This is a genomic window from Streptomyces sp. DSM 106670 (assembly GCF_055792845.1).
Genome location: NZ_CM147704.1, coordinates 744,782 through 763,881, shown reverse-complemented (window position 1 = coordinate 763,881; position 19,100 = coordinate 744,782). Strand labels below are relative to the sequence as shown.

Annotated in this window: 14 protein-coding genes and 1 pseudogene; 9 read left to right on the top strand and 6 right to left on the bottom strand. The window is 72.6% G+C overall.

The features are described 5' to 3' along the window. Window positions 1–3: 3 nt before the first annotated feature. The 3 genes and pseudogenes from ACSMXR_RS03130 to ACSMXR_RS03120 form a co-directional block, all read right to left on the bottom strand. Window positions 4–771: pseudogene (locus ACSMXR_RS03130) on the bottom strand (ABC transporter ATP-binding protein); the annotation flags it as partial. After that, window positions 744–1,634, bottom strand: coding sequence for an ABC transporter permease (locus ACSMXR_RS03125; RefSeq protein ID WP_170994500.1), 891 nt, complete (start codon window positions 1,632–1,634; stop codon window positions 744–746). The pseudogene ACSMXR_RS03130 and the gene ACSMXR_RS03125, both read right to left, overlap by 28 nt. Before the next feature lie 269 nt (window positions 1,635–1,903). Continuing rightward, window positions 1,904–1,987, bottom strand: coding sequence for a putative leader peptide (locus ACSMXR_RS03120; protein ID WP_311307964.1), 84 nt, complete (start codon window positions 1,985–1,987; stop codon window positions 1,904–1,906). A gap of 92 nt (window positions 1,988–2,079) precedes the next feature. Here ACSMXR_RS03120 and ACSMXR_RS03115 point away from each other — a divergent pair, with 92 nt between their 5' ends. Continuing rightward, a complete protein-coding gene (locus ACSMXR_RS03115) occupies window positions 2,080–2,502 on the top strand; it encodes a secondary thiamine-phosphate synthase enzyme YjbQ (protein WP_098024165.1) in 423 nt (140 codons plus the stop codon). Between the two features lie 136 nt (window positions 2,503–2,638). Here the strand turns inward: ACSMXR_RS03115 and ACSMXR_RS03110 are convergent, their stop codons facing one another. Further along, on the bottom strand, window positions 2,639–3,121 hold the full coding sequence (locus ACSMXR_RS03110; protein ID WP_473171185.1) for a hypothetical protein: 483 nt from the start codon (window positions 3,119–3,121) through the stop codon (window positions 2,639–2,641). Window positions 3,122–3,286: 165 nt separating this feature from the next. On the opposite strand from ACSMXR_RS03110, the gene ACSMXR_RS03105 reads away from it, so the two are divergent. Continuing rightward, complete coding sequence (locus tag ACSMXR_RS03105; RefSeq protein WP_137231756.1) at window positions 3,287–3,706, top strand: FKBP-type peptidyl-prolyl cis-trans isomerase; 420 nt, start codon at window positions 3,287–3,289, stop codon at window positions 3,704–3,706. 115 nt (window positions 3,707–3,821) lie between these two features. On the opposite strand, the gene ACSMXR_RS03100 is transcribed toward ACSMXR_RS03105, so the two are convergent. Beyond that, window positions 3,822–4,847 carry a mannose-binding protein gene (locus tag ACSMXR_RS03100; protein WP_137231495.1) on the bottom strand — a complete coding sequence of 342 codons (1,026 nt, stop codon included), beginning with the start codon at window positions 4,845–4,847 and terminating at the stop codon, window positions 3,822–3,824. A gap of 251 nt (window positions 4,848–5,098) precedes the next feature. On the opposite strand from ACSMXR_RS03100, the gene ACSMXR_RS03095 reads away from it, so the two are divergent. From ACSMXR_RS03095 to ACSMXR_RS03075, 5 genes are all read left to right on the top strand, one after another. Beyond that, window positions 5,099–5,722 carry a type VII secretion system-associated protein gene (locus ACSMXR_RS03095; protein ID WP_473171184.1) on the top strand — a complete coding sequence of 208 codons (624 nt, stop codon included), beginning with the start codon at window positions 5,099–5,101 and terminating at the stop codon, window positions 5,720–5,722. Beyond that, the gene (locus tag ACSMXR_RS03090; RefSeq protein ID WP_473171183.1) at window positions 5,719–6,720 is read left to right on the top strand and encodes a ricin-type beta-trefoil lectin domain protein; all 1,002 of its coding nucleotides are present in this window, start codon (window positions 5,719–5,721) and stop codon (window positions 6,718–6,720) included. The genes ACSMXR_RS03095 and ACSMXR_RS03090 overlap by 4 nt, the downstream gene beginning before the upstream one ends. Further along, the gene (locus ACSMXR_RS03085) at window positions 6,687–6,857 is read left to right on the top strand and encodes an RICIN domain-containing protein (RefSeq protein ID WP_473171182.1); all 171 of its coding nucleotides are present in this window, start codon (window positions 6,687–6,689) and stop codon (window positions 6,855–6,857) included. Before ACSMXR_RS03090 ends, ACSMXR_RS03085 begins: the two co-directional genes overlap by 34 nt. Window positions 6,858–6,964: 107 nt before the next feature. Then, window positions 6,965–10,276, top strand: a complete 3,312-nt coding sequence (locus ACSMXR_RS03080; protein WP_137231500.1) for a right-handed parallel beta-helix repeat-containing protein — start codon at window positions 6,965–6,967, stop codon at window positions 10,274–10,276. Next, window positions 10,273–11,535, top strand: coding sequence for a S8 family serine peptidase (locus ACSMXR_RS03075; protein WP_381910327.1), 1,263 nt, complete (start codon window positions 10,273–10,275; stop codon window positions 11,533–11,535). Before ACSMXR_RS03080 ends, ACSMXR_RS03075 begins: the two co-directional genes overlap by 4 nt. 51 nt (window positions 11,536–11,586) lie before the next feature. Here the strand turns inward: ACSMXR_RS03075 and eccCa are convergent, their stop codons facing one another. Further along, window positions 11,587–15,576 (bottom strand): type VII secretion protein EccCa, encoded by a 3,990-nt coding sequence (gene eccCa, locus ACSMXR_RS03070; RefSeq protein WP_381855057.1) that lies wholly within the window; start codon window positions 15,574–15,576, stop codon window positions 11,587–11,589. A 399-nt stretch (window positions 15,577–15,975) separates the two neighbouring features. Here eccCa and eccD point away from each other — a divergent pair, with 399 nt between their 5' ends. Together eccD and eccB are read left to right on the top strand one after the other, a co-directional pair. Continuing rightward, window positions 15,976–17,382 carry a type VII secretion integral membrane protein EccD gene (gene eccD, locus ACSMXR_RS03065; protein WP_137231503.1) on the top strand — a complete coding sequence of 469 codons (1,407 nt, stop codon included), beginning with the start codon at window positions 15,976–15,978 and terminating at the stop codon, window positions 17,380–17,382. Between the two features lie 56 nt (window positions 17,383–17,438). Beyond that, the gene (gene eccB, locus ACSMXR_RS03060) at window positions 17,439–19,040 is read left to right on the top strand and encodes a type VII secretion protein EccB (RefSeq protein WP_376184909.1); all 1,602 of its coding nucleotides are present in this window, start codon (window positions 17,439–17,441) and stop codon (window positions 19,038–19,040) included. Window positions 19,041–19,100: the final 60 nt, after the last annotated feature.

Genomic DNA, 19,100 nt, shown 5'->3' with positions numbered 1-19,100 from the left:
CTGGTCCTCGACGCCGAGTTCGGCCAGCAGCCGGGAGCGCAGTTCGGTGAACCCGGGGGAGCCGACCCCGCGCGGCCGGTCCAGCGCGACGGGCGTGTCGTACGCGATCCGCCCCTCCCGCATCACCAGCGCCCGGTCGGCCAGCAGCAGGGCCTCGTCCACGTCATGGGTGACCAGCAGCACCGCGCAGCCGCGCCGCTGCCAGAGCTCGGCGACGAGCTGCTGGGCCTTGATCCGGGTCAGCGCGTCCAGTGCGCCGAAGGGCTCGTCGAGCAGCAGCAGGTCGGGCTCACGCACCAGGGCCCTGGCCAGGGAGGCGCGCTGGGCCTCGCCGCCGGACAGCGTCTTGGGCCACGCCCCGGCCCGCTCCGCCAGGCCGACCTCCGCCAACGCCTGCTCGGCGACGGCGCGTTCGGGCTTGCCGGGCAGCCCGAGCAGCACATTGCGCCAGACCCGCTTCCAGGGCATCAGCCGCGGGGCCTGGAACGCGACCGCGCGCCGGCGGGGCACCAGCACGGTGCCCGAGATCTCCCGGTCGAGCCCGGCCAGCACGCGCAGCAGGGTCGACTTGCCGCAGCCGCTGCGCCCGAGCAGCGCGGTGAACTCGCCTGCCCTCAGGGTGAGATCGAGGTCGTCGATGACCGCACGCCCGTCGAAGGCGCGGGTGAGCCCTTCGACCCGTACGGCCGCCTCCGGCGCATCGGCCGACGCAGCGGTCCCGAGGCCGGGCTCAAGGATGTCTTTCACTGGCCGGTGAAGGTCGGTCGCCATTGCAGCAGCAGCCTTTCGAGGATCCGGACGATGACGTCGGCGGTGAGGCCGAGGAAGGCGTAGACGACGAGACAGACGACGATCACGTCGGTCCGGAAGAACTCGCGGGCCTGGTTCATCAGGAACCCGATCCCGGCGTCGGCGTTGATCGACTCACCGAAGACCAGGGCGAGCCAGGCCGTGGCCAGCGAGTAGCGCAGACCGGTCATGGCCCCGGGCAGCGCCCCCGGCAGCACCACATGCCGTACCAGGCCCCACCGCCCGAGCCCCAACGACTCACCGGCTTCGATGAGTTGGGCGTCGACGCCGCGGATTCCCGCATAGACGTTGAGGTACAGATGGAAGGCCACCCCGAGCGCGATGAGCGCCACCTTCGGCGCCTCGCCGATCCCGAGCCAGATGATGAACAGCGGGATCAGCCCCACCCAGGGCACGGTGCGCAGCATCTGCACGGTCGCGTCGACCAGGTCCTCCCCGAGCCGGGACAGCCCCGAGGCGAGCGCGAGCGCCGTCCCGATGACCCCGCCGAGCAGCAGCCCCACGACGACCCGCTGGAGCGAGACCCCCATCGCGGCGGGCAGCGTCCCGTCGGCCACCAGATCGGCACCGGCGCGGGCGATGGTCCCGGGCGAGGCGAGCACATCGGGATGCAGCACCCCGGTGGCGCTGAAGACCTGCCACAACGCGAGCAACAGCAACGGCCCCACCGCCCGCCGCACCCACCGCGGAGCGGCCCGCAGCCACGACCGGCGCACGGACGCCGGAACGACCGCCTCCAGATCAGGCGGGGTACGCGTCGGCGCGGAGGCCTTCTCCGGAGCGAGGGGCGCTGCGGGTGGGGGTGGCGCATGGCTGACGGTCATGGGGGCTCCACGGAAGGCCGCACGGATGCGGGGCGGGCGAGGGATCGCGGGCATGCCGAGGCGACCCCGTACGCATGCGCCATGACCGACCGGAGACGGACGGGGAGACGGAAAGCGGGCAGGCGGGGGGAGCGCTCAGCGGTCGACGTCAGGCACGGCGCCGGACGCGGCTACAAGAGGACGAGCGACGGAAATACCGCGGACACCGGGGCAGCTGTACGGCCGGAAACGGCCCGGAAGTCGCTGGAGGCGGGGTCGCCGAAAGAACGTCAGCAGCCGCGACAACACGCGGCGGATGCCACTCGCAGCAGGTCGATGTGACCGCGCGAAGTGAGCAGAGCTGATCGGAACATGGCACTGAACGTAGTCATCCGGTTGGGACACGGTCAATGGCGTCTCGGAGCGTGGACGCGGCATCTCACGGCTGTGGGGCGAAGATGGAGGCATGTCCGATTCCTTCACCACCACGGTCCTGAACATCACCACGGGTACGGCCGAGAGCGTCACGGACCTGACACGCGCCTGCGAGGAGTTCCTCACCCGCACCGCGCCCGGCCGCGACGGCCTGCTCAACGTCTTCGTCCCGCACGCCACGGCCGGCATCGCCGTACTGGAGACCGGCGCGGGCAGCGACGACGACCTGCTGGCCTCCCTCCACCACCTGCTCCCCGCCGACGACCGCTGGCAACACCGCCACGGCAGCCCCGGCCACGGCCGCGACCACGTACTCCCCGCCCTGGTCCCGCCCCACGCCACCCTGCCGGTGATCGGCGGCCGACTGGAACTGGGCACCTGGCAGTCGGTCTGCCTGGTCGACACGAACAGGGACAACCCGGAGCGTCAGGTCCGTCTGTCGTTCCTCGGGTAGAGCGGCGTCTGCCGTCAATCGCCTCAGTCAAGTGTGTTATTCCCTTGCCCTGCCCAGTAGGGGGCTAGGTCGTCCATGTACTCCCTGTGCTCTCCGCTGGTCCGACGTGAAGAACGCGGCGTTCTCGTCGTCCGGGTCACGCGATGCCGGGCTCCTCCAGTGCCACGACGACCATTACCGGAAGGTCGGCGTCCTGCTGGATCACACCGGCGGTCAGGGTCCGGCCGTCGAGGGTCCACTTCTTCAGCCGGATGAACTCGTCCTTGTCCGCCTCCGTTTGTTCGGCCTCGACGAGGTGGCCGGCGAGAGAGGATTCCTCGATCTCGGGGAGGAAGTCGGCCAGGGCCTGTTCCCCCTGCTCATAGGCGGCATCCACGTCGTCGAAGTAGCCCGACTCGTCGACGTCGCGGATCCAGACGAAGAACGAGACGCTGACCGCCCCACCGCCGAACGTCTGGATCCAGCCCCCGACATTGCCCTTGTCCCACGACGTCTCCACGCCGCCGCGGACCTTGTCCCCGGGCATCCACTCCTGAGCCGAGAACCGTGCCGCCGCAGCCTCGGCGGTCAGCGGGGCGTGGCCCCTGAGCGCTTCCAGCATCGCGATCACCGCGGCCATGAATGCATTCCACTCATGCCGCGCATCCTAGGGTTGTCGTGACGGGGTGGTGCTCGCATCCCGGAGCGTGGGGTCCTGCCGGTAGCGTGATCGGTTGCCGCGTGGAGTGTCCATGGGGCCGGCCGGCCCGTACGGAGGGTTCCGGTGGTGAGCGATGGGACCGTGATGAGTGAACTGGCGAAGCCCGAGGTCGAGGTTCCGGAGGGTGTTGCTCCTGCCGAGCTGACGATCCGGGATCTCGTGGTCGGTGACGGGCCCGAGGCGCAGGCGGGCAGGGTGGTCCGGATTCACTATGTGGGGGTCGCGTTCGCGTCGGGTCGGGAGTTCGACTCCTCCTGGGAGCAGGGGCAGCCGTTCAAGTTCGCCGTGGGTGGTGGCAGGGTCATCAAGGGCCTGGACCGGGGCATCAGGGGGATGGCGGTCGGCGGGCGGCGCGAGATCGTCGTTCCTCCGCGTCTCGGGTACGGCAAGCAGTCGCCCTCTTCGCTGATCCCGGCGAACTCGACGCTGGTCTTCGTCGTGGACCTGCTCACCGTGGTGGGCGGGCCCGCAGGGGAGAGGCCGGGCTCGGCCGGGTCGGCCTGAATCCGGCGCTGTTGACGACCGGGCGGGTAGCGGGCTCCCGTGGGAACTTCGGCCCGGCACCGTTGTCTGCCCCGTTGTCGGCCTTCCGCCGAGGCCCGGGCGCACTCCGCGCCGGTCAGGTCGACCAGACCACCCTGCCGTTGTGCACGATGACCACCTTGGCGTCGGGCCTCAGGACCATCTGGGCACCGCCGAAATCATGGGTCTTGGAGGCCCAGATGGGTCGGTCGTCGCCGTTGTGGATGACCAGGTTGCCGTCCGGCTGGAAGATCGCCCGGTGGTTCTCGCCGAAGGTCATGGCGGCCCAGATCGGCTTGTTCTGCTCGTTGTAGACGACCAGGTTGCCGTCCTGCTGCATCGTCATACGGATGCGGTTGGTGGCCCAGGACTGGCCGACCCCGATGGAGCTGGTCGCGGAGACCGTCTGGGTGCCCCAGTTCGGCTTCGGGGCCGCCTTGGGCTTCGGCTTCGGTGAGGCCTTCGGCTTCTCGGCGGGAGCGCTCGTCCGGGGCGCGGGTGTGGGCACGGGTGCGGGAACGGCCTTCGGTGCGGCGATCTTCTTCTGTTCCGTCGCGGACGGCGTGGGCTTCACCGCCACGTAGTCGTCCATGGCCGCCGGAGCCGATTCGGGGTTGAGCACCGTGTCGGCGCTCCCCGCGACCGGGGTGGTGGCGGGGTTCCGGGGCTCGTCGTCGTTCGCGCTGCCCATGAGCAGCACGGGTATCGCGACCAGGGCGGCGCCGACGAACGCGGCTCCCGCCAGGACCGGTGCCCGGGGCCGGCCCCGGTCGGCAGCGGTGAGGGTCTTGGTGTCCGGCTTCGCCGCGACGGCCGCCGCCAGGGCGATGCCCTCGGTGTGCCCCTCGGAGACTTCGGCGCTCCGCGCCGTGGACGAGGGCTCGGACGGCGCGGCTGTCGCCGGCGATTCCCCGGGCGCGGCCGTGGCTTCGGCCTCGGCGGGAGCCCGGGCACCTTCGGCGCCGGCTGCAGCGGCGGGCTCGGTCGGGGACTTCGCGGCGCCGGCCGTCGTGGCGGCCTCGCTCCGTGTCTCCTGTGCCTCGGCGAGGGCGGCGGGCGTCGGGGACTTCTCCGCGGCTGCTGCCACGGAATCGGTGCCGGGGGTACGGGACTCGGGGGGCATACGGGGACTCCTCCTCGGGGGCATGCACAACGTAGCCCGTCGGAGGAGTGGGAGAGGTCACCCGCCCCGATACGTCACCGTCGCTTTGTCATCCCAAGCCCGTCCTGTCGCGAAAAGTTCCCCACTCGGGCAGGGAACGGGCAGGTGGAAGGCCGATTCGGGCCCGCCACCGGGCCCCGTGAGCGGAGCGCGTATGACATCCTGTTGAGGCCGTTCGGCACTCAAAGATTCGTACGGAGCCAAGAGTTCAAGTGGATGCCTCCCTCGTGCCGGAAGCCGTGAAGGACGCCGCACGTCGTGCGCCGGGCCACTGGGTCGGAATCGTCGATCCGGAGTGGTCGCGACCGCGGACGCCGCCGGAATGGGCGGTGCTGGGAGAGTGGCGGTCGGACGAGAACGGAAACGTCGGCGAATACCGCGCCAACCCCGCGTACCGTCCCTCGGCCCATGTCCTCGGCTGGCCGGAGCCCACCGATCCGGTGGACGCGGCAGCTCAGCGGGCCGCCACCGGGTACGGCACGGTGGACGAGGCGCTGGCCGCGCTCGCGGAGGCGGACGTCAGCGTCGTCCGTGGTCCGGACGGCGGGCCGCTCATGGCCGCGGGGCGGGACGGGACGCCGGTGGTGCTCCTGTTCACCTCGCTCACACATGCGTTCATGTCCGCGGCACTTCACCATGACACCGTGTCCGCCAGGGAGCTGGCCGGGTCGCTGGCCGGCACCGGCGCTCTGCTGATGGTCAACTCCGGTGCCGCGGCCCCGCTGCTCGTCCCCGCCGACAGCCTTCCCGACGCCGAGAACTCCGGCCCGGTGACCGTGGCCGCAGGCGTCGCCCCGACCGAATCCCGCCCCCACACCACAGGGAGGACCCCGTGACGCGTTCATCGTCCCAGCAGGCCCCCGCCTCCGCTCCCGCACAGGCGAAGACCGAAGCCGCGGCGGCCGAGTCCGCCGAGGCGGCGAAGACCCCGAAGACGGGTGAGGGCGAGGGCGGCGAAAAGGGAGCGCGCCCTGAGGCGCAGGCAGCCGAAGTCCGGTCTCCCGCGCCGCAGGTGGCACCGGACCAGGCCGCCACCGCCACCGCTGCTGAATCCGAGACCGACCCCGAGGCCTCCGCCGCCGCCCAGAGCCGGCTCCCCGCCCTCGTACGGACCATGACCGCCACCGCCATCGGGCAGCCCCAGCAGGAGGCCGGGCCCGTGGGACGGCCGGGCAAGGCCGCGCTCGCGGGGGCGGCGGTCGTGGGGGCGCTGCTCGTGTCGGTGCCCTTCCTCGTGCTCGCCGGGAACAACGACGACGGGCCCGAGCGGACGAAGGCCGCAGGAGCCGGGACCGTCCTCGACGGGAGCGGACCGGAGGCGCCGGGGGAATTCGCCGTCACCGCGCCCGAGACCAGCGCTCCCACCGAGGACGGGAAGGGCGAGAAGGACGGGGCGAAGTCGGAGAAGGCCGGCAATCCCGTGCCGGCCATCCCCCCGGTGGACGGCGGCAAGGAAGAGGCGAAGAAGGGCGACACCACCAAGGATTCGTCGAAGAAGGACGATGCGTCCAAGGAGAAGCCCAAGGGGGACGGTGGCGGTGGCAAGAACCAGCCCGCCAAGGCTCAGCCGGCCGTCACGTTCAGCGGGCCCGTCTCCTTCCGCAGCCACCTTTCCGGCCGCTGCCTCGACGTCCCCGGTCACAACTTCAACGACGGCCAGCCGCTGTTCATGTGGGACTGCAACGGCGCCGACGCCCAGAAGTGGCGCTTCGGCTCCGACGGCACCATCCGGGCCAGGGACAAGTGCCTGGACGTGGCCAACGCGAACTTCAACAACGGAACCCGCATCCAGCTGGCCTGGTGCAACGGCGCCGACGCCAGAAGTTCACCCTGAACGGCGCCCACGACCTGGTCAACACCGCGGTCGGCAAGTGCGTCGACATCCCGAACCACAGCAAGGGCCGGGGCCCGGAGACCTACCTGATCCTGTGGGAGTGCACGGGGCTCGACAACCAGAAGTGGAGCACCTGACCCGGGCGCACGCAGCGAGACATGATGAAATCGCCGGAGCGCCGAACCGTGTCCCCGGCGAAGAGGGGCGTCCGGACAGGACGCCGCCGTAGCAAGGAGGTTGGTGCGTGTCGCGCCAGGTACTGACGGTCGGCCCCGCGGACCGCTTTTCCACGATCGGTGAGGCGCTCGCCGCCGCCCGTACCGGTGCGCTCATCAGCGTCCGGCCCGGGACGTACGCGGAGAACCTGGTGATCCACACCCGGGTGACCCTCACCGCCGCCGAGGGGCGGGGCACGGTGGAGATCCGGCCGCGTTCGGGCAGCGTCATCGCGCTGCGCGCCGACGCCGTGATGCTCTCCGAACTCACCCTGCGCGGCGGTGATGCCGAGCTGCCCGCCGTCGATGTCCGGCGCGGGCAGGCCGCGTTCGACGGCTGCGAGATCATCGGCGCGGCCTGGACCGCGATGCTGGCCGGCGGGACCGGCTCGCTCGCGCTGCGGGACTGCCGGGTCAGCAACCCGCAGGGCGCGGGCATCGTGGTCACCTCCACCACCCCCACCACCGTCGAGTCCTGCACGCTCGAACACCTCGGCACCAGTGGAATCGTCCTCGCCGAACAAGGCGAGGCCCGTGTCCGCGACTGCACTGTGCGGGGTGCCCGGGGCAACGGGTTGCTGGCCAACGGCGATACCCGGGGCACCGTCGAGGACTGCGACATCTCCTCCACCGACAAGCCCTCGATCGCCTTGGAGGAGAACTCCGCCCTCTCGGTCGTCCGCACCGTCGTGCACGACACCAGTACCGGTGTCCACCTGAGCACCACGGGCCGCACCACCTTGGAAGACGTCCGCGTCACCGGCGCCTCCGGCAACGGAATCGTCCTCGCGGCGGGCACCGATCCGGTACTGCGCCGCTGCCGTGTGTCACGCGCACGGGGGCACGGCCTGTTCGTCACCGACCGGGCGCGCGGCACCTTCGAGGACTGCTGGGTGGACGGGGCGCAGGGCGCCGCACTGCGGGTCGCCGGGGCTTCCTCCCCGGCGCTGACCGGTCTGACCGTCCGCGACTGCGAGGGGGCCGGACTGCTCCTGGAGGAGGACGCGGCGCCCGAGCTGGACCGCCTGGAGGTCATCGGCTCCTCGCCCGCCGTCGCTCTGCAGGGCGGTGCCAACCCGCTGCTGCGCCGGGCCCGGCTGGTCGAGCCCGCCGGTGACGGCATCGCGGCCACCAAGGACGCCCGGGGCCGCGTCGAGGACTGTGAGATCGTCCGGCCCCAGGGCGCCGGGGTACGGGTGGCCTCCGGCTCCACCCTCTACCTGGCCGGCGGCGGGGTTTCCGACACCGCCACCAGTGGTCTGATCGTGGAGGACGGCGGCAACGTCACCGTCCGCGACTTCCGGGTCGAGATCTCCGGTGAGGAGGGTGTGGTCGTCGCCGCGGGCGGTGAACTGACCGCGAACCGCACCACCGTCCACGCCCCCAAGGGCCACGGTTTCCTGATCCGTGAGGGCGCGCTCGCCTCGCTCAGCGGCTGCGAGGCCAACGGGGGCGCCCAGGACGGCTTCCGGGTGGAGTCCACCGCGCCCGTCTCGCTCGTCAACTGCACCGCCCGGGAGAACGAGGGCGGCGGCCTGGTGCAGACCACCCCCGGCGAACGGCTCGCCGTGGACGGTCTCAACAGCGTCGGCAACGGCAAGCGCGACGCCTGGGGCAGCGGCAGCGCCGAGAACACCGACCCGGCCGGTTCCGGCGCCGCCGACGCGCCTCCGCCGGACCGTGCGGACGGGCCGCTGGGGGCCCTCAACGCGCTGATCGGCCTGGAGAACGTCAAGCAACAGGTGCGCACCCTGGTCAACCTCACCCAGCTCGCCCAGCGCCGCGAACAACTCGGCATGCCCGCACCGCCGATGAGCCGCCACCTCATCTTCGCCGGGCCTCCCGGCACCGGCAAGACCACCGTCGCCCGCCTCTACGGGGCGATCCTGGCCGAGCTGGGTTCGCTGCGCAGCGGCCACCTGGTCGAGGTCTCCCGCGCCGACCTGGTCGCCCAGGTGGTCGGCGGCACCGCGATCAAGACCTCCGAGACCTTCCAACGGGCCCTCGGCGGGGTCCTGTTCATCGACGAGGCGTACACGCTCACCGCCGACAGCGGCAACGGCGGCGCCGACTTCGGCCGTGAGGCGGTGGACACCCTGCTGAAGCTCATGGAGGACCACCGCGACGATGTGGTCGTGGTCGCGGCCGGCTACTCCCGGGAGATGGAGTCCTTCCTCAGCTCCAACCCGGGCCTGGCGTCCAGGTTCTCGCGGACGGTCGAGTTCGAGAACTACGCGGTGGACGACCTGGTCGCCATCATGGAGAGCATGTGCGCCCAGCACCAGTACGAGCTGGGGGAGGGGACAGCTCAGGCGCTCGCCGCCCACTTCGGGGCCATGGACCGGGACGCCGGATTCGGCAACGGCCGTGCCGCGCGCGGGGTGTTCGAGGAGATGGTGGACCGGCAGGCGATCCGGCTCTCCGCCCAGACCCAGGTCAGCGAGCACGATCTGAGACTGCTGCTCCCCGAGGATGTCTCCGCCACCGCCGCCGCGTCGGCCGCCGAGACCGCCGCACCGGCCGACGACCCGCTCACCCGCCTCGGCGACATGATCGGCCTGGCTGAGGTGAAGCGCGAGGTGGCCGACCTGGTCAACCTCATCACCACCGCCCGGCACCGCGCCGCCGCCGGGCTGCCGGTCCCCTCGCTCAGCAACCACCTGGTCTTCACCGGCCCGCCCGGCACCGGCAAGACCACCGTCGCCCGCCTCTACGGCGAGGTGCTGACCCAGCTCGGCGTCCTGGAACGCGGCCAGTTGGTCGAGGCGGCCCGCGCCGACCTCGTCGGCCGCTACATAGGCCACACCGCCCAGTTGACCCGCGAGGTCTTCGAACGGGCCCGTGGCGGTGTGCTGTTCATCGACGAGGCGTACACCCTCACCCCGCGCGGCGGCGGCGCCGACTTCGGCCAGGAGGCGGTGGACACCCTGCTGAAGCTGATGGAGGACCACCGCGACGAGGTCGTCGTCATCGTCGCCGGCTACACCGACGAGATGGAGCGCTTCCTCGGCTCCAACCCCGGCCTCTCCTCCCGCTTCCCCCGCCGGATCGCCTTCGCCGACTACTCCTCCGAGGAACTGGTCACCATCGTGCGCGCCCAGGCCACGGCCATGGGGTACGAGTGCGGGCCCGGCACCGGGCCGCTGCTCAAGGAGTACTTCGACGCGGTGCCCCGCGACCGCTCCTTCGGCAACGCCCGCCTGGCCCGCCAGGTCGTCGAGTCGATGGTCACCCGCCAGGCGGGCAGGCTCAGTTCGCTGGCCGCGCCCACCCTGGACGATCTGCGCATCCTCCTCCCGGCAGACGTCACCGCCGCAGCCCCGAAGGTGGTGCCCCAGTGAGGCCGCCCGCCCGCAGGACGACCCGCCTGCTGTACGGGGCCTCGCTCGCCGCCGCCCTGGTGGTGCCCGCGGCCCTGCCCGCGCACGCCGTGCCCCCGTCCCGTACACCGATGGCTCTCCCGGCCGCCGACGGCGCCAAGGGCCAGGAGCTGCCCGGCATGCCCACCGCGCTCGACGCGCGGGCCGAAGCCGTCGCCTGCACCCCCGCCTCGAAGGAGCAGGCGAAGAAGCAGGACTGGTCGCGGCAGCGCCTCGACCTCGACCGGCTGCACCGGCACACCGTCGGGGCGGGCGTGACCGTCGCGCTGATCTCCACCGGCGTCGACCCCGAAGCCGAAGGACTCGACGGCCGCGTCACCGCCGAGGGCGAGGCCGCCGATGACTGCGTCGGACAGGGGACGTTCCTGGCCGGGCTGATCGCCGGGACCGGTGGCTCCACCCCGGGCCTGGCCGGAGTCGCCCCGGGGGCGAAGGTCCTCGCCCTGCGCGGCACCGACCGGCGCGGACAAGCGGACCCCGCGCTCGTCACGGCGGCCGTACGCGCCGCGACCACCGCCGAGGCCGACGTGATCGCGGTCGCGGTGGCTCTCCCGCGCAAGGACGCCGCGCTCACCCGGGCGGTCGCCGAGGCTCGCAAGGCCGGGGCCGTGGTGGTCGCGGCGGCCACCCCGGAGCCGCCGACGCGCGGATCGGCCGACGAGATCCCTTCCCGTACCTACTGGCCCGCCGGGGAACCCGGCGTCCTCGCGGTCGCGGACATGCTGCCCGTCGGCGCCCGGCCGGACGGGGCGCTGCCCACCGAGGGCGTCGATCTGGCCGCCCCGGGTGCCGGGGTCGTTTCCGGCGGGCCGCGGGGGAAGGGCCACTACCTCGGCGCCGGTGTGGCGGTGGCCACCGCGTACGCGGCCGGGGCCGCCGCCGCCGTCCGCGCCACCCACCCCGAGGAGTCGGCCGGCGCCGTGATCCGTCGGCTGACCGCCACCGCGTACCCGGCCGATACTCCCCAGTTGGACGCGTACGCCGCCGTGACCACGATTCTCGACGACTCGGCCGCTCCCGTCGCCGGTGCGGAGCGAGCCGCGGACCCGGTGACGGTACGCGACACCTCCGACACCGACCGCGCCACCGGCCGGGCGGTTCTCTTCGTCCTCCTGGGGGCGTCGGGGGTCGGCTCCCTGCTCTGGGCCGGTTTCGCCTTCACCCGGGCCCGTGCCCGGGGCTGGCGCCCGGCGGGGGCGGGCACCGCGGACCGGAGCTGAACGCGAAGGGCCCCCTCCGACCGGAGGGGGCCCTTCGCGTTCGGCCCGGCTCTATTCCACCAGGGCCGTCTGTACGAGCCGCGGCTTGCGGCGCTGGATGTGCAGGGCCCGGCCCGGCGGCAGGTTCAGCGGCTTCGCGTTGCCGAAGAGGCGGCCCTCCGTGGGCGGGCAGGAGAGCAGAACCGCCGGGTTGTTCGCCTCGTCCAGGCGGCGGATCAGCCCGTCGCTCAGACCGCGCCCCGCGCCCATGGCGCTGCGGGCGACGACCAGGTGAAGGCCCATCTCGTAGCCGAGTGTCAGGTGCTCGAAGACCGGCTCGAAGGGGCTCTGGAAGGAGTTGCCCGACACCATGTCGTAGTCGTCGACCAGGATGAACAGACGCGGGCCCGTCCACCAGTCGCAGTTGCGCATCCGCGTCGGTGAGATGTCGGCCCCGGGCACCCGGGTCTTCAGCGCGCGGGCCGCGCCCTCGATGGTCTCGTTGAGGTTGTCCAGCGAGATGACGTGCCCGATGCGGTACTCCTCGGGGATGGCGTCGACCAGGGTGCGGCGGTAGTCCACCGCGATGATCTTCGCCTCCTCGGGGGTGTACCGGGTGGTGATGCCCTTCGTGACGAGGCGCAGCAGGTTGGTCTTGCCGCTCTCGGTGTCGCCGACCGCGATCAGGTGCGGGGTCCGGCTGAAGTCGTGCCAGACCGGCTCCAGCGCGTCCTGGTCGAGGCCGAGCGCGAGACGCATGCCGCCGCCCTCGGTGGCCTCGGGCGCCGGGAGTTCGGAAAGCGGGAGGCGGTGCGGGAGCATCCGCACCTGCGGGGCGGGCGGGCCGGACCAGTGCCGGGAGATCTCTCCGACCAAGTGGGCGACACCCTCGCCGAGATCCTCCAGGGAACCGCTGCCGTCCAGCCGGGGCAGGCCGGCGAGGAAGTGCATCTTGCTGTCCGCGGTGATGCCCCGGCCACCGGTGCGCGGCACCGAGCGGGCCTTGCGGGTGTCGATCTCGGAGTCCATCGGATCGCCCATCCGCAGCTCCAGGCGGGTGGCGGCCTGGTCGCGGACCTGTGCGGACAACTCCACCCAGCGGGTGGTGGTGATGATCAGGTGGATGCCGTAGTTGAGTCCCCGGGCGGCGAGTTCGTTGAACTTCGGGATCAGATCGTCGTAGTCCTGGCGGACCGTGGACCAGCCGTCGACCACCATGAACACATCGCCGTAAGGCTCGTCGGGGAACTCCCCGGCGGCGCGGCGCCGCCGGTAGGACTGCATGGAGTCCAGCGTGTGGTCCACGAAGAACTGCTCACGCCGGGCCAGGAGCGCCATCACCTCGGCCACCGTCCGGTGCACCCGGTCCGGGTTGAGCCGCGCAGCGACCCCGCCGACGTGCGGGAGCGCGGCGAGCTGGGATAGCCCGCCGCCACCGAAGTCCAGGCAGTAGAACTGCACTTCGGCCGGGGTGTGGGTGAGCGCGAGCGCGGCGATGAGCGTCCGGGCGACCGTGGACTTGCCGCTCTGCGAACCACCCGCGACGGCGACGTGGCCGCCCGCCCCGGAAAGGTCCACGATCAGCGGGTCGCGCCGCTGCTCGAACGGCTTGTCCACCAGGCCGACCGGAACCCGCAGCTTCCCGGTGCCCGGCCACCGCCCGGCGATGAGGCCCCGTTCCTTGTCCGGCGCGATCCCCGGCAGCAGCGCGTCCAGCGGCGACGGCTCGTCCAGCGGCGGCAGCCACACCTGGTGGGCGTCCGGCCCGGAGCCGCGCAGCCGCTCCAGCGCCACCTCCAGCAGCGCCTCCTCGTCCTCCTCGTTCGAGGGCTCCGGCTCGGGCGCGGCCTCCAGGGTGCGCGGCACCACCCAGCCGCTGGTCCACGGCACCACCTGGCTCGCCACCCGGGCCTGCACGACGGCCCCCGTACGGCGTCGGTACGTCCCCGAGGAGTACGCGGCGCGGAACCGGGTCAGCGCCTCCACCCCGGACTTCAGATAGCCGCTGCCGGGCGCGGCGGGCAGTTCGTAGGCGTCCGGCACCCCGAGCACACCGCGGCTCTCCATCGCGGAGAACGTCCGCAGGCCTATGCGGTACGAGAGGTGGCTCTCCAGCTGGTGCATGCGCCCCTCGTCCAGGCGCTGGGAGGCGAGCAGCAGATGCACGCCCAGGGAGCGGCCCAGACGGCCGATCATCACGAACAGCTCCATGAACTCCCGGTGCGTGGAGAGCAGTTCGCTGAACTCGTCGACCACCACGAAGAGGCTGGGCAGCGGCGCGAGATCGGCTCCGGCGGCGCGGGCCCGCTCGTACTCCAGCGCCGAGGTGTAGTTGCCCGCCGAGCGAAGAAGCTCCTGGCGGCGGATGAGTTCGCCGTGCAGGGCGTCCTGCATGCGTTCCACCAGGGCGACTTCGTCGGCCAGGTTGGTGATCACGGCGGAGGTGTGCGGGAGTTCCTCCAGGCCGAGGAAGGTGGCGCCGCCCTTGAAGTCGACCAGGACGAAGTTGAGCGTCTCGGAGGAGTTGGTCAGCGCGAGGCCGAGGACGAGGGTGCGCAGCAGCTCGCTCTTGCCGGAGCCGGTGGCGCCGATGAGCATGCCGTGCGGGCCCATGCCGCCCTGCGCGGACTCCTTGATGTCGAGCTCGACCGGGCGGCCGTCCACGCCGACCGCGATCGGCACCCGGAGCCGGCCGGAGCCGGAGTGCCGGTCGAACAGGGTCTGCGGGTCGTGCCGGTGCAGATCGGGGATGCCGAGCAGGGTGGTCAGCTCGACGTCGGTGTCCAGCGGCTGCGCGATGTCGGTGCCGAGGCTCATCCGGCGCGGGGTGAGCAGCCGGGCCAGCGCCTCCGCGCCGAGCGGGCCGAGCCGGTCGGGGCGGCCGAGCGGCACCGTGCGCTCCTTGCGGCTGCGGTCGGTGCGCACCAGGTTGACCTGGTCGGGCCCCACGGTGAGGCGCAGCGTGTTGCGGCCGGGCCGCCAGCGCAGCGCCCCGGAGACGTCGAGGATGAGGGCGTTGCGGTAGCCGTGGCCCTCCCAGCGGTGGCCCTCCGGGACGCTGACGCCGTCCAGGACGACGACGGTGTACGGCTCGTCACGGCCGGGGCGGGCGTCCGGATCGAAGCCGGGGCGCTCGGCGAACTCGGCGCCGAGCAGGTCGTCCAGCTCGGCGAGGTCGGCGGTGATCCGGCGGGCCTGCCCGGCGCCGTCCTCCTCGTGCGGATCCAGCACGTGCGGCAGCCACTTGACCCACTCCCAGTCGGCCCGCCGTTCGTCGCTGACGCAGAACGCGATCCACAGTTCCTCGGGTGCGTGGAACACCGCCAGCTGCCCGAGCATCGCCCGCACCAGCGCCTGTACGGCGTCGTGCTCCGGGGTCTCCCCGTCGGGGGCCTCTCCCTCCGGACGCAGCAGGATCCGGGCCGAGGAACGCAGGTAGAGGCCCAGCGGCTGCTCGGGAATGGTGGAGTAGGCCCGGATGAAGCGGCGGAGTGCGTGTGCGCAGAGAGGTTCGAGATCCTCGACCGGGCGGGTGGAGACGGGGTTCAGCGTGAGCGCGAGCTGCTGTTCACCCACCGCGAGCCGGACCTCGCCGAAGTCCTCGTCGGCCGGGCGGCGCTCCCACAGCCGGGAGGTGCGGGCCAGTGAGCGGAGCGAGGCCGGCTCCGGGTGGCGCCAGGCCAGCGCCCGTTGCTGCTCCGCGATGGTGGTGCGCACCCGCTTGCGGGTCTGGGCCAAGTAGCGCAGGTAGTCGCGGCGTTCGCCCTTCAGCCGCTGCTTGCGCTCGCTGGAGCGGCGCATGAGCTGCCCCAGCAGCATGGCGCCGGCGGAGAGCGCCATGACCCCCATGGCCAGGTACATGAAGACGCCGTTCCCGCCGCCGGGGCGCAGGAACATCAGCATCATCGACACCGACATCAGCGCCATCGGCAGGTAGGTCCACACCGCCGAGGTGTCGGGCACCGTCTCGGCGAGGACCGGCGGCTCCTGGAGGGTCAACTGCCCCTCGGGCATCTCCGGCCCGCGCCTGCGGGCCGGGCGGCGAAACAGCACGACACTCAAGGAAAAGAACCTCCGGTTCACTGACTTTCCGGCTCCGCCGAATACCGGCGCATCCGGGGGAGGAAAGGGCCGCACCCGACGGATTCCCCGGGCGCGGGTGCCACGATGAACGCCGGGTGAATGTTTCGAGTTGACGGCGGGGGCAGTCAACTTCCGTGTCCGCCGCCCATTTGCCGGATTCCTCACCCCGGCCCACCGCACGGCCGGTGGCCGCAGGCAGTAGTCTGCATTCACGGAACGCGCCCTGTCCACGCGGGAGTGGCGGTCACCGGGTGTGCGGGCACATTTTCTCTGCCCGGCCCCCTCGCTCACAGCCACGCGGACTTATCCGTACTCTTCGCACATTCCCGCTCCCGGGGAAGCCTGTCAAAGCCCGCACCGAAGACGAGAGTTCTGCTGATGACCGACAGTGCGGTGGCCGAATCGTGCCGCCTGACCGTACGTGCGCCGAGCGTCACCATCGATCTGGCCGTACCCGCCGACGTGCCGGTCGCCGATCTGCTCCCCACGCTCCTGCGCTACGTCGGCGAGGAGGCCGAGGAGGCCGGCCTCGACCACGCCGGCTGGGTGCTCCAGCGGCTCGGCGACGCCCCGCTCGACGAGGAGACCACCCTGGCCCAGGCCGGTCTCGCCGACGGCGCCGTGCTGCATCTGCGCCCGCACACCGAGGCGCTGCCCGAGGCGCGGTTGGACGACCTGGTCGACGGGATCGCCGAGACGGTGGGCCGCCGACTGCACACCTGGCACGCGGGTGCGGCGCGAGGCCTGCTGGTGGGCACCGCGGTGGCCACCGTGGTGGCCGCGCTGGTGCTGGTGTTCTGGCCCGGAGTCGCCCGCTCCACCGGTATTCGGGCTGCCTGCGCGGCCGTGGCCGGGGTGCTGCTTCTCGCCGGTGCCGGCTCCGCCAGCCGCGCGGTCGGCGACCGGCTCTCCGCCACCGCCCTCGGCCTGCTGGTCGCCCCGTGCTTCGCCCTGGTCGGCTGGGTGCTGCCCGGCGGCGACCTGACCGGTCCGGACGCGGCGCAGGTCGCGGGCGCACGGCTGCTCGCGGCGGGCGCGGCCGCGGCGGGCGGCGCGGTCCTCGCGCTCGCGGCGACCGCCGTCGGCGCACCCGCTCTGCTCGCCACCGCCGTGGTCGCGGTCGCCGCCGCCCTCTCCGGTGCGCTGATGGGCTACACCGGTCTGGACGTGCCCGCCGCCGTGGCGCTGGTGGCGACAGTGGTCGCTCTCGCCGCCGGTGCGGTCGCACCCTTCGCCTTCAAACTGGCCGGGATGCGGATGCCGTCGCTCCCTTCCTCCGCCGGACAGCTCCAGGAGGGCATCGACCCGTACGCGGGTGACGAGGTCGCCGAGCGCACCGAGCTCGCCGGGCGCTGGGTCACCGCGCTCTTCGCGGCCACCGGCGCCATCGCCGCCGCCGCCCTGGCCGTCCTCGCCCACACCCCCGACCTGCCCGAGACGCTCACCGGGCTCGCCCTGTCCCTGCTGCTGCTCCTGCACTCCCGGGGGCTTGTCCACATCGGCCAGCGGCTCACGCTGGCGGTGCCGGGGATCCTGGGGCTGCTCCTCTTCGCCCGCGCCTGGGCGGTGGACAGTGACGCCGACGGCCGCGTGGTCGTCTTCGCGGTGCTGCTCGCCGCCGCGGCCGCGCTGGTGACCGCGTCCTGGATCGTGCCCGGCCGCCGGGTACTGCCGTACTGGGGCCGGGCGGCCGAGCTGGCCCACACCGGGCTCGCGGTCGCGCTGCTGCCGTTCGCCCTGTGGGTGGCGGGTCTCTTCGGCTGGCTGCGCGGCCTGTTCGGCTGAGCAACCCCGTACGCCGTTCCATCGCCGGTCCATCGAAAAAGAGTTGAGGAGAGGCTGTGCAGTCCAAGCGCGACCAGGTGCAGGCCCACGGTTTCATGATGGGCAGGCTCAGCTCGGGCCTGCTGACGGCCGACCCGGACGCCCCGGAGAGCCCGTTGGGCCGGACGACCCGGGGTGTGGTCTTCGGTCTCCTGGTGACGGTCCTGATCGGCGCCGGAGCCACCGTCTACGGACTCCTGCGGCCCGGTGGCAACGAGACCTGGCGCAAGGGCGAGAACCTGGTGGTCAACCGTGAGACAGGTGCCCGCTACCTGTGGACCGGCACCGACGGCGTGCTCCACCCGGTGCGCAACTACGCCTCGGCCCGGCTGATCGGAGGCCCGCAGCTGAAGGCCGTGGACGTCTCCACGGCCTCGCTGCGGGACGTCCCCGTCGGGTCCCCGGCCGGTATCCCCGGTGCCCCCGACACCCTGCCCGGCCCCGGACAACTCGACTCCGGAGCCTGGAACATGTGCGTCACCGGCCCGTCCGGAGCGTTGCCCAGCACCACCGGCGGTGTCACGGGCACCGGTGTCGACGAGCCCGGAGCCACCACGCTGGTCGCCGGGGCGCCGCTGGAGACCCAGGATGTCGGAGCCGACCGGGGAGTGCTCGTACGCGGGCCCGACCGCAGCGAGTATCTGGTGTGGCGGGGCAGCCGACTGCCCCTGGACCGCGCCTCCGACGCCCGCAACGCCCTCGGCTACGGCTCCGAACAGGCCATGCCGGTCTCGGCCGCCTTCCTCGACGCCCTGGCCCCCGGCCCGGCCCTGAAGCCGCCGGAGGTCCCGGGCCGCGGGGGGAAGGGGCCGGAGATCGGCGGAGAGCCGAGCCGGATCGGTCAGCTCTTCGAGGTGAGCGTGGTCGGCGGAGGCTCCACGTACCACCTGCTGCGCAAGGACGGCCTCGTGCCGCTCTCCGGGCTTCAGGCCGCCCTGGTGCTGGGCGACCCGGCCACGCAGAAGGAGGCCTACCAAGGGCGCTCGCCCGAGGCCCGAAAGGTCGGCGCGGACGTGCTGCGCACGCACCGGGCGAAGGAGACGGCCGGTGACGGGAACGCCGCAGAGCTGCCGAGTACCCCCCCGCTGCCCCGGTCCACGCCCCGTGGCAGCGCGCTCTGCGCCCAGGTGGACGGCGGCAACGGCGGCGCCCGGATCAGGTCGGTGCTGGTCCCGCTCACCGGGCTCGCCCCCGTGGCGTTCTCGCAGGGAGCCGCCCAGCCGCTTGCCGACGCCTGCGCCCGTACGGACGCCACGGTGGTCCGTCCCGGGCGCGGCGCCCTGGTGAGGGCCCTGCACGCCAGTGGCGCGGCGCACGCGGGGACGACCTACCTGGTGGCGGAGAACGGCGTGAAGTACCGCGTCCCGGCCAAGGAGGCCCTGGGAGCGCTCGGCTATGGGGAGGACGACATCGGCTCGGTCCCGGCACCGCTGCTCGCGGCCCTGCCGACCGGTGCGGACCTGGACCCCGCTGCCGCTTCCGGCACCGCGGAGCCCAGGATCACGGCCCCCGAGTGCGCTGCCGACAAGGACGGGGCCGCGAGCAAGAAGGGCACGGCGGTCAAGGACGGCGCGCCGGGTGCGGTGGAGGCCGCCGGAGCAGCCGATTCTCGGCCATGATCCCGGCGAAAACCCCAAACGACCGCAAGTGCGAAGAAGCGCGTGCGCGGCGTCGGCCGT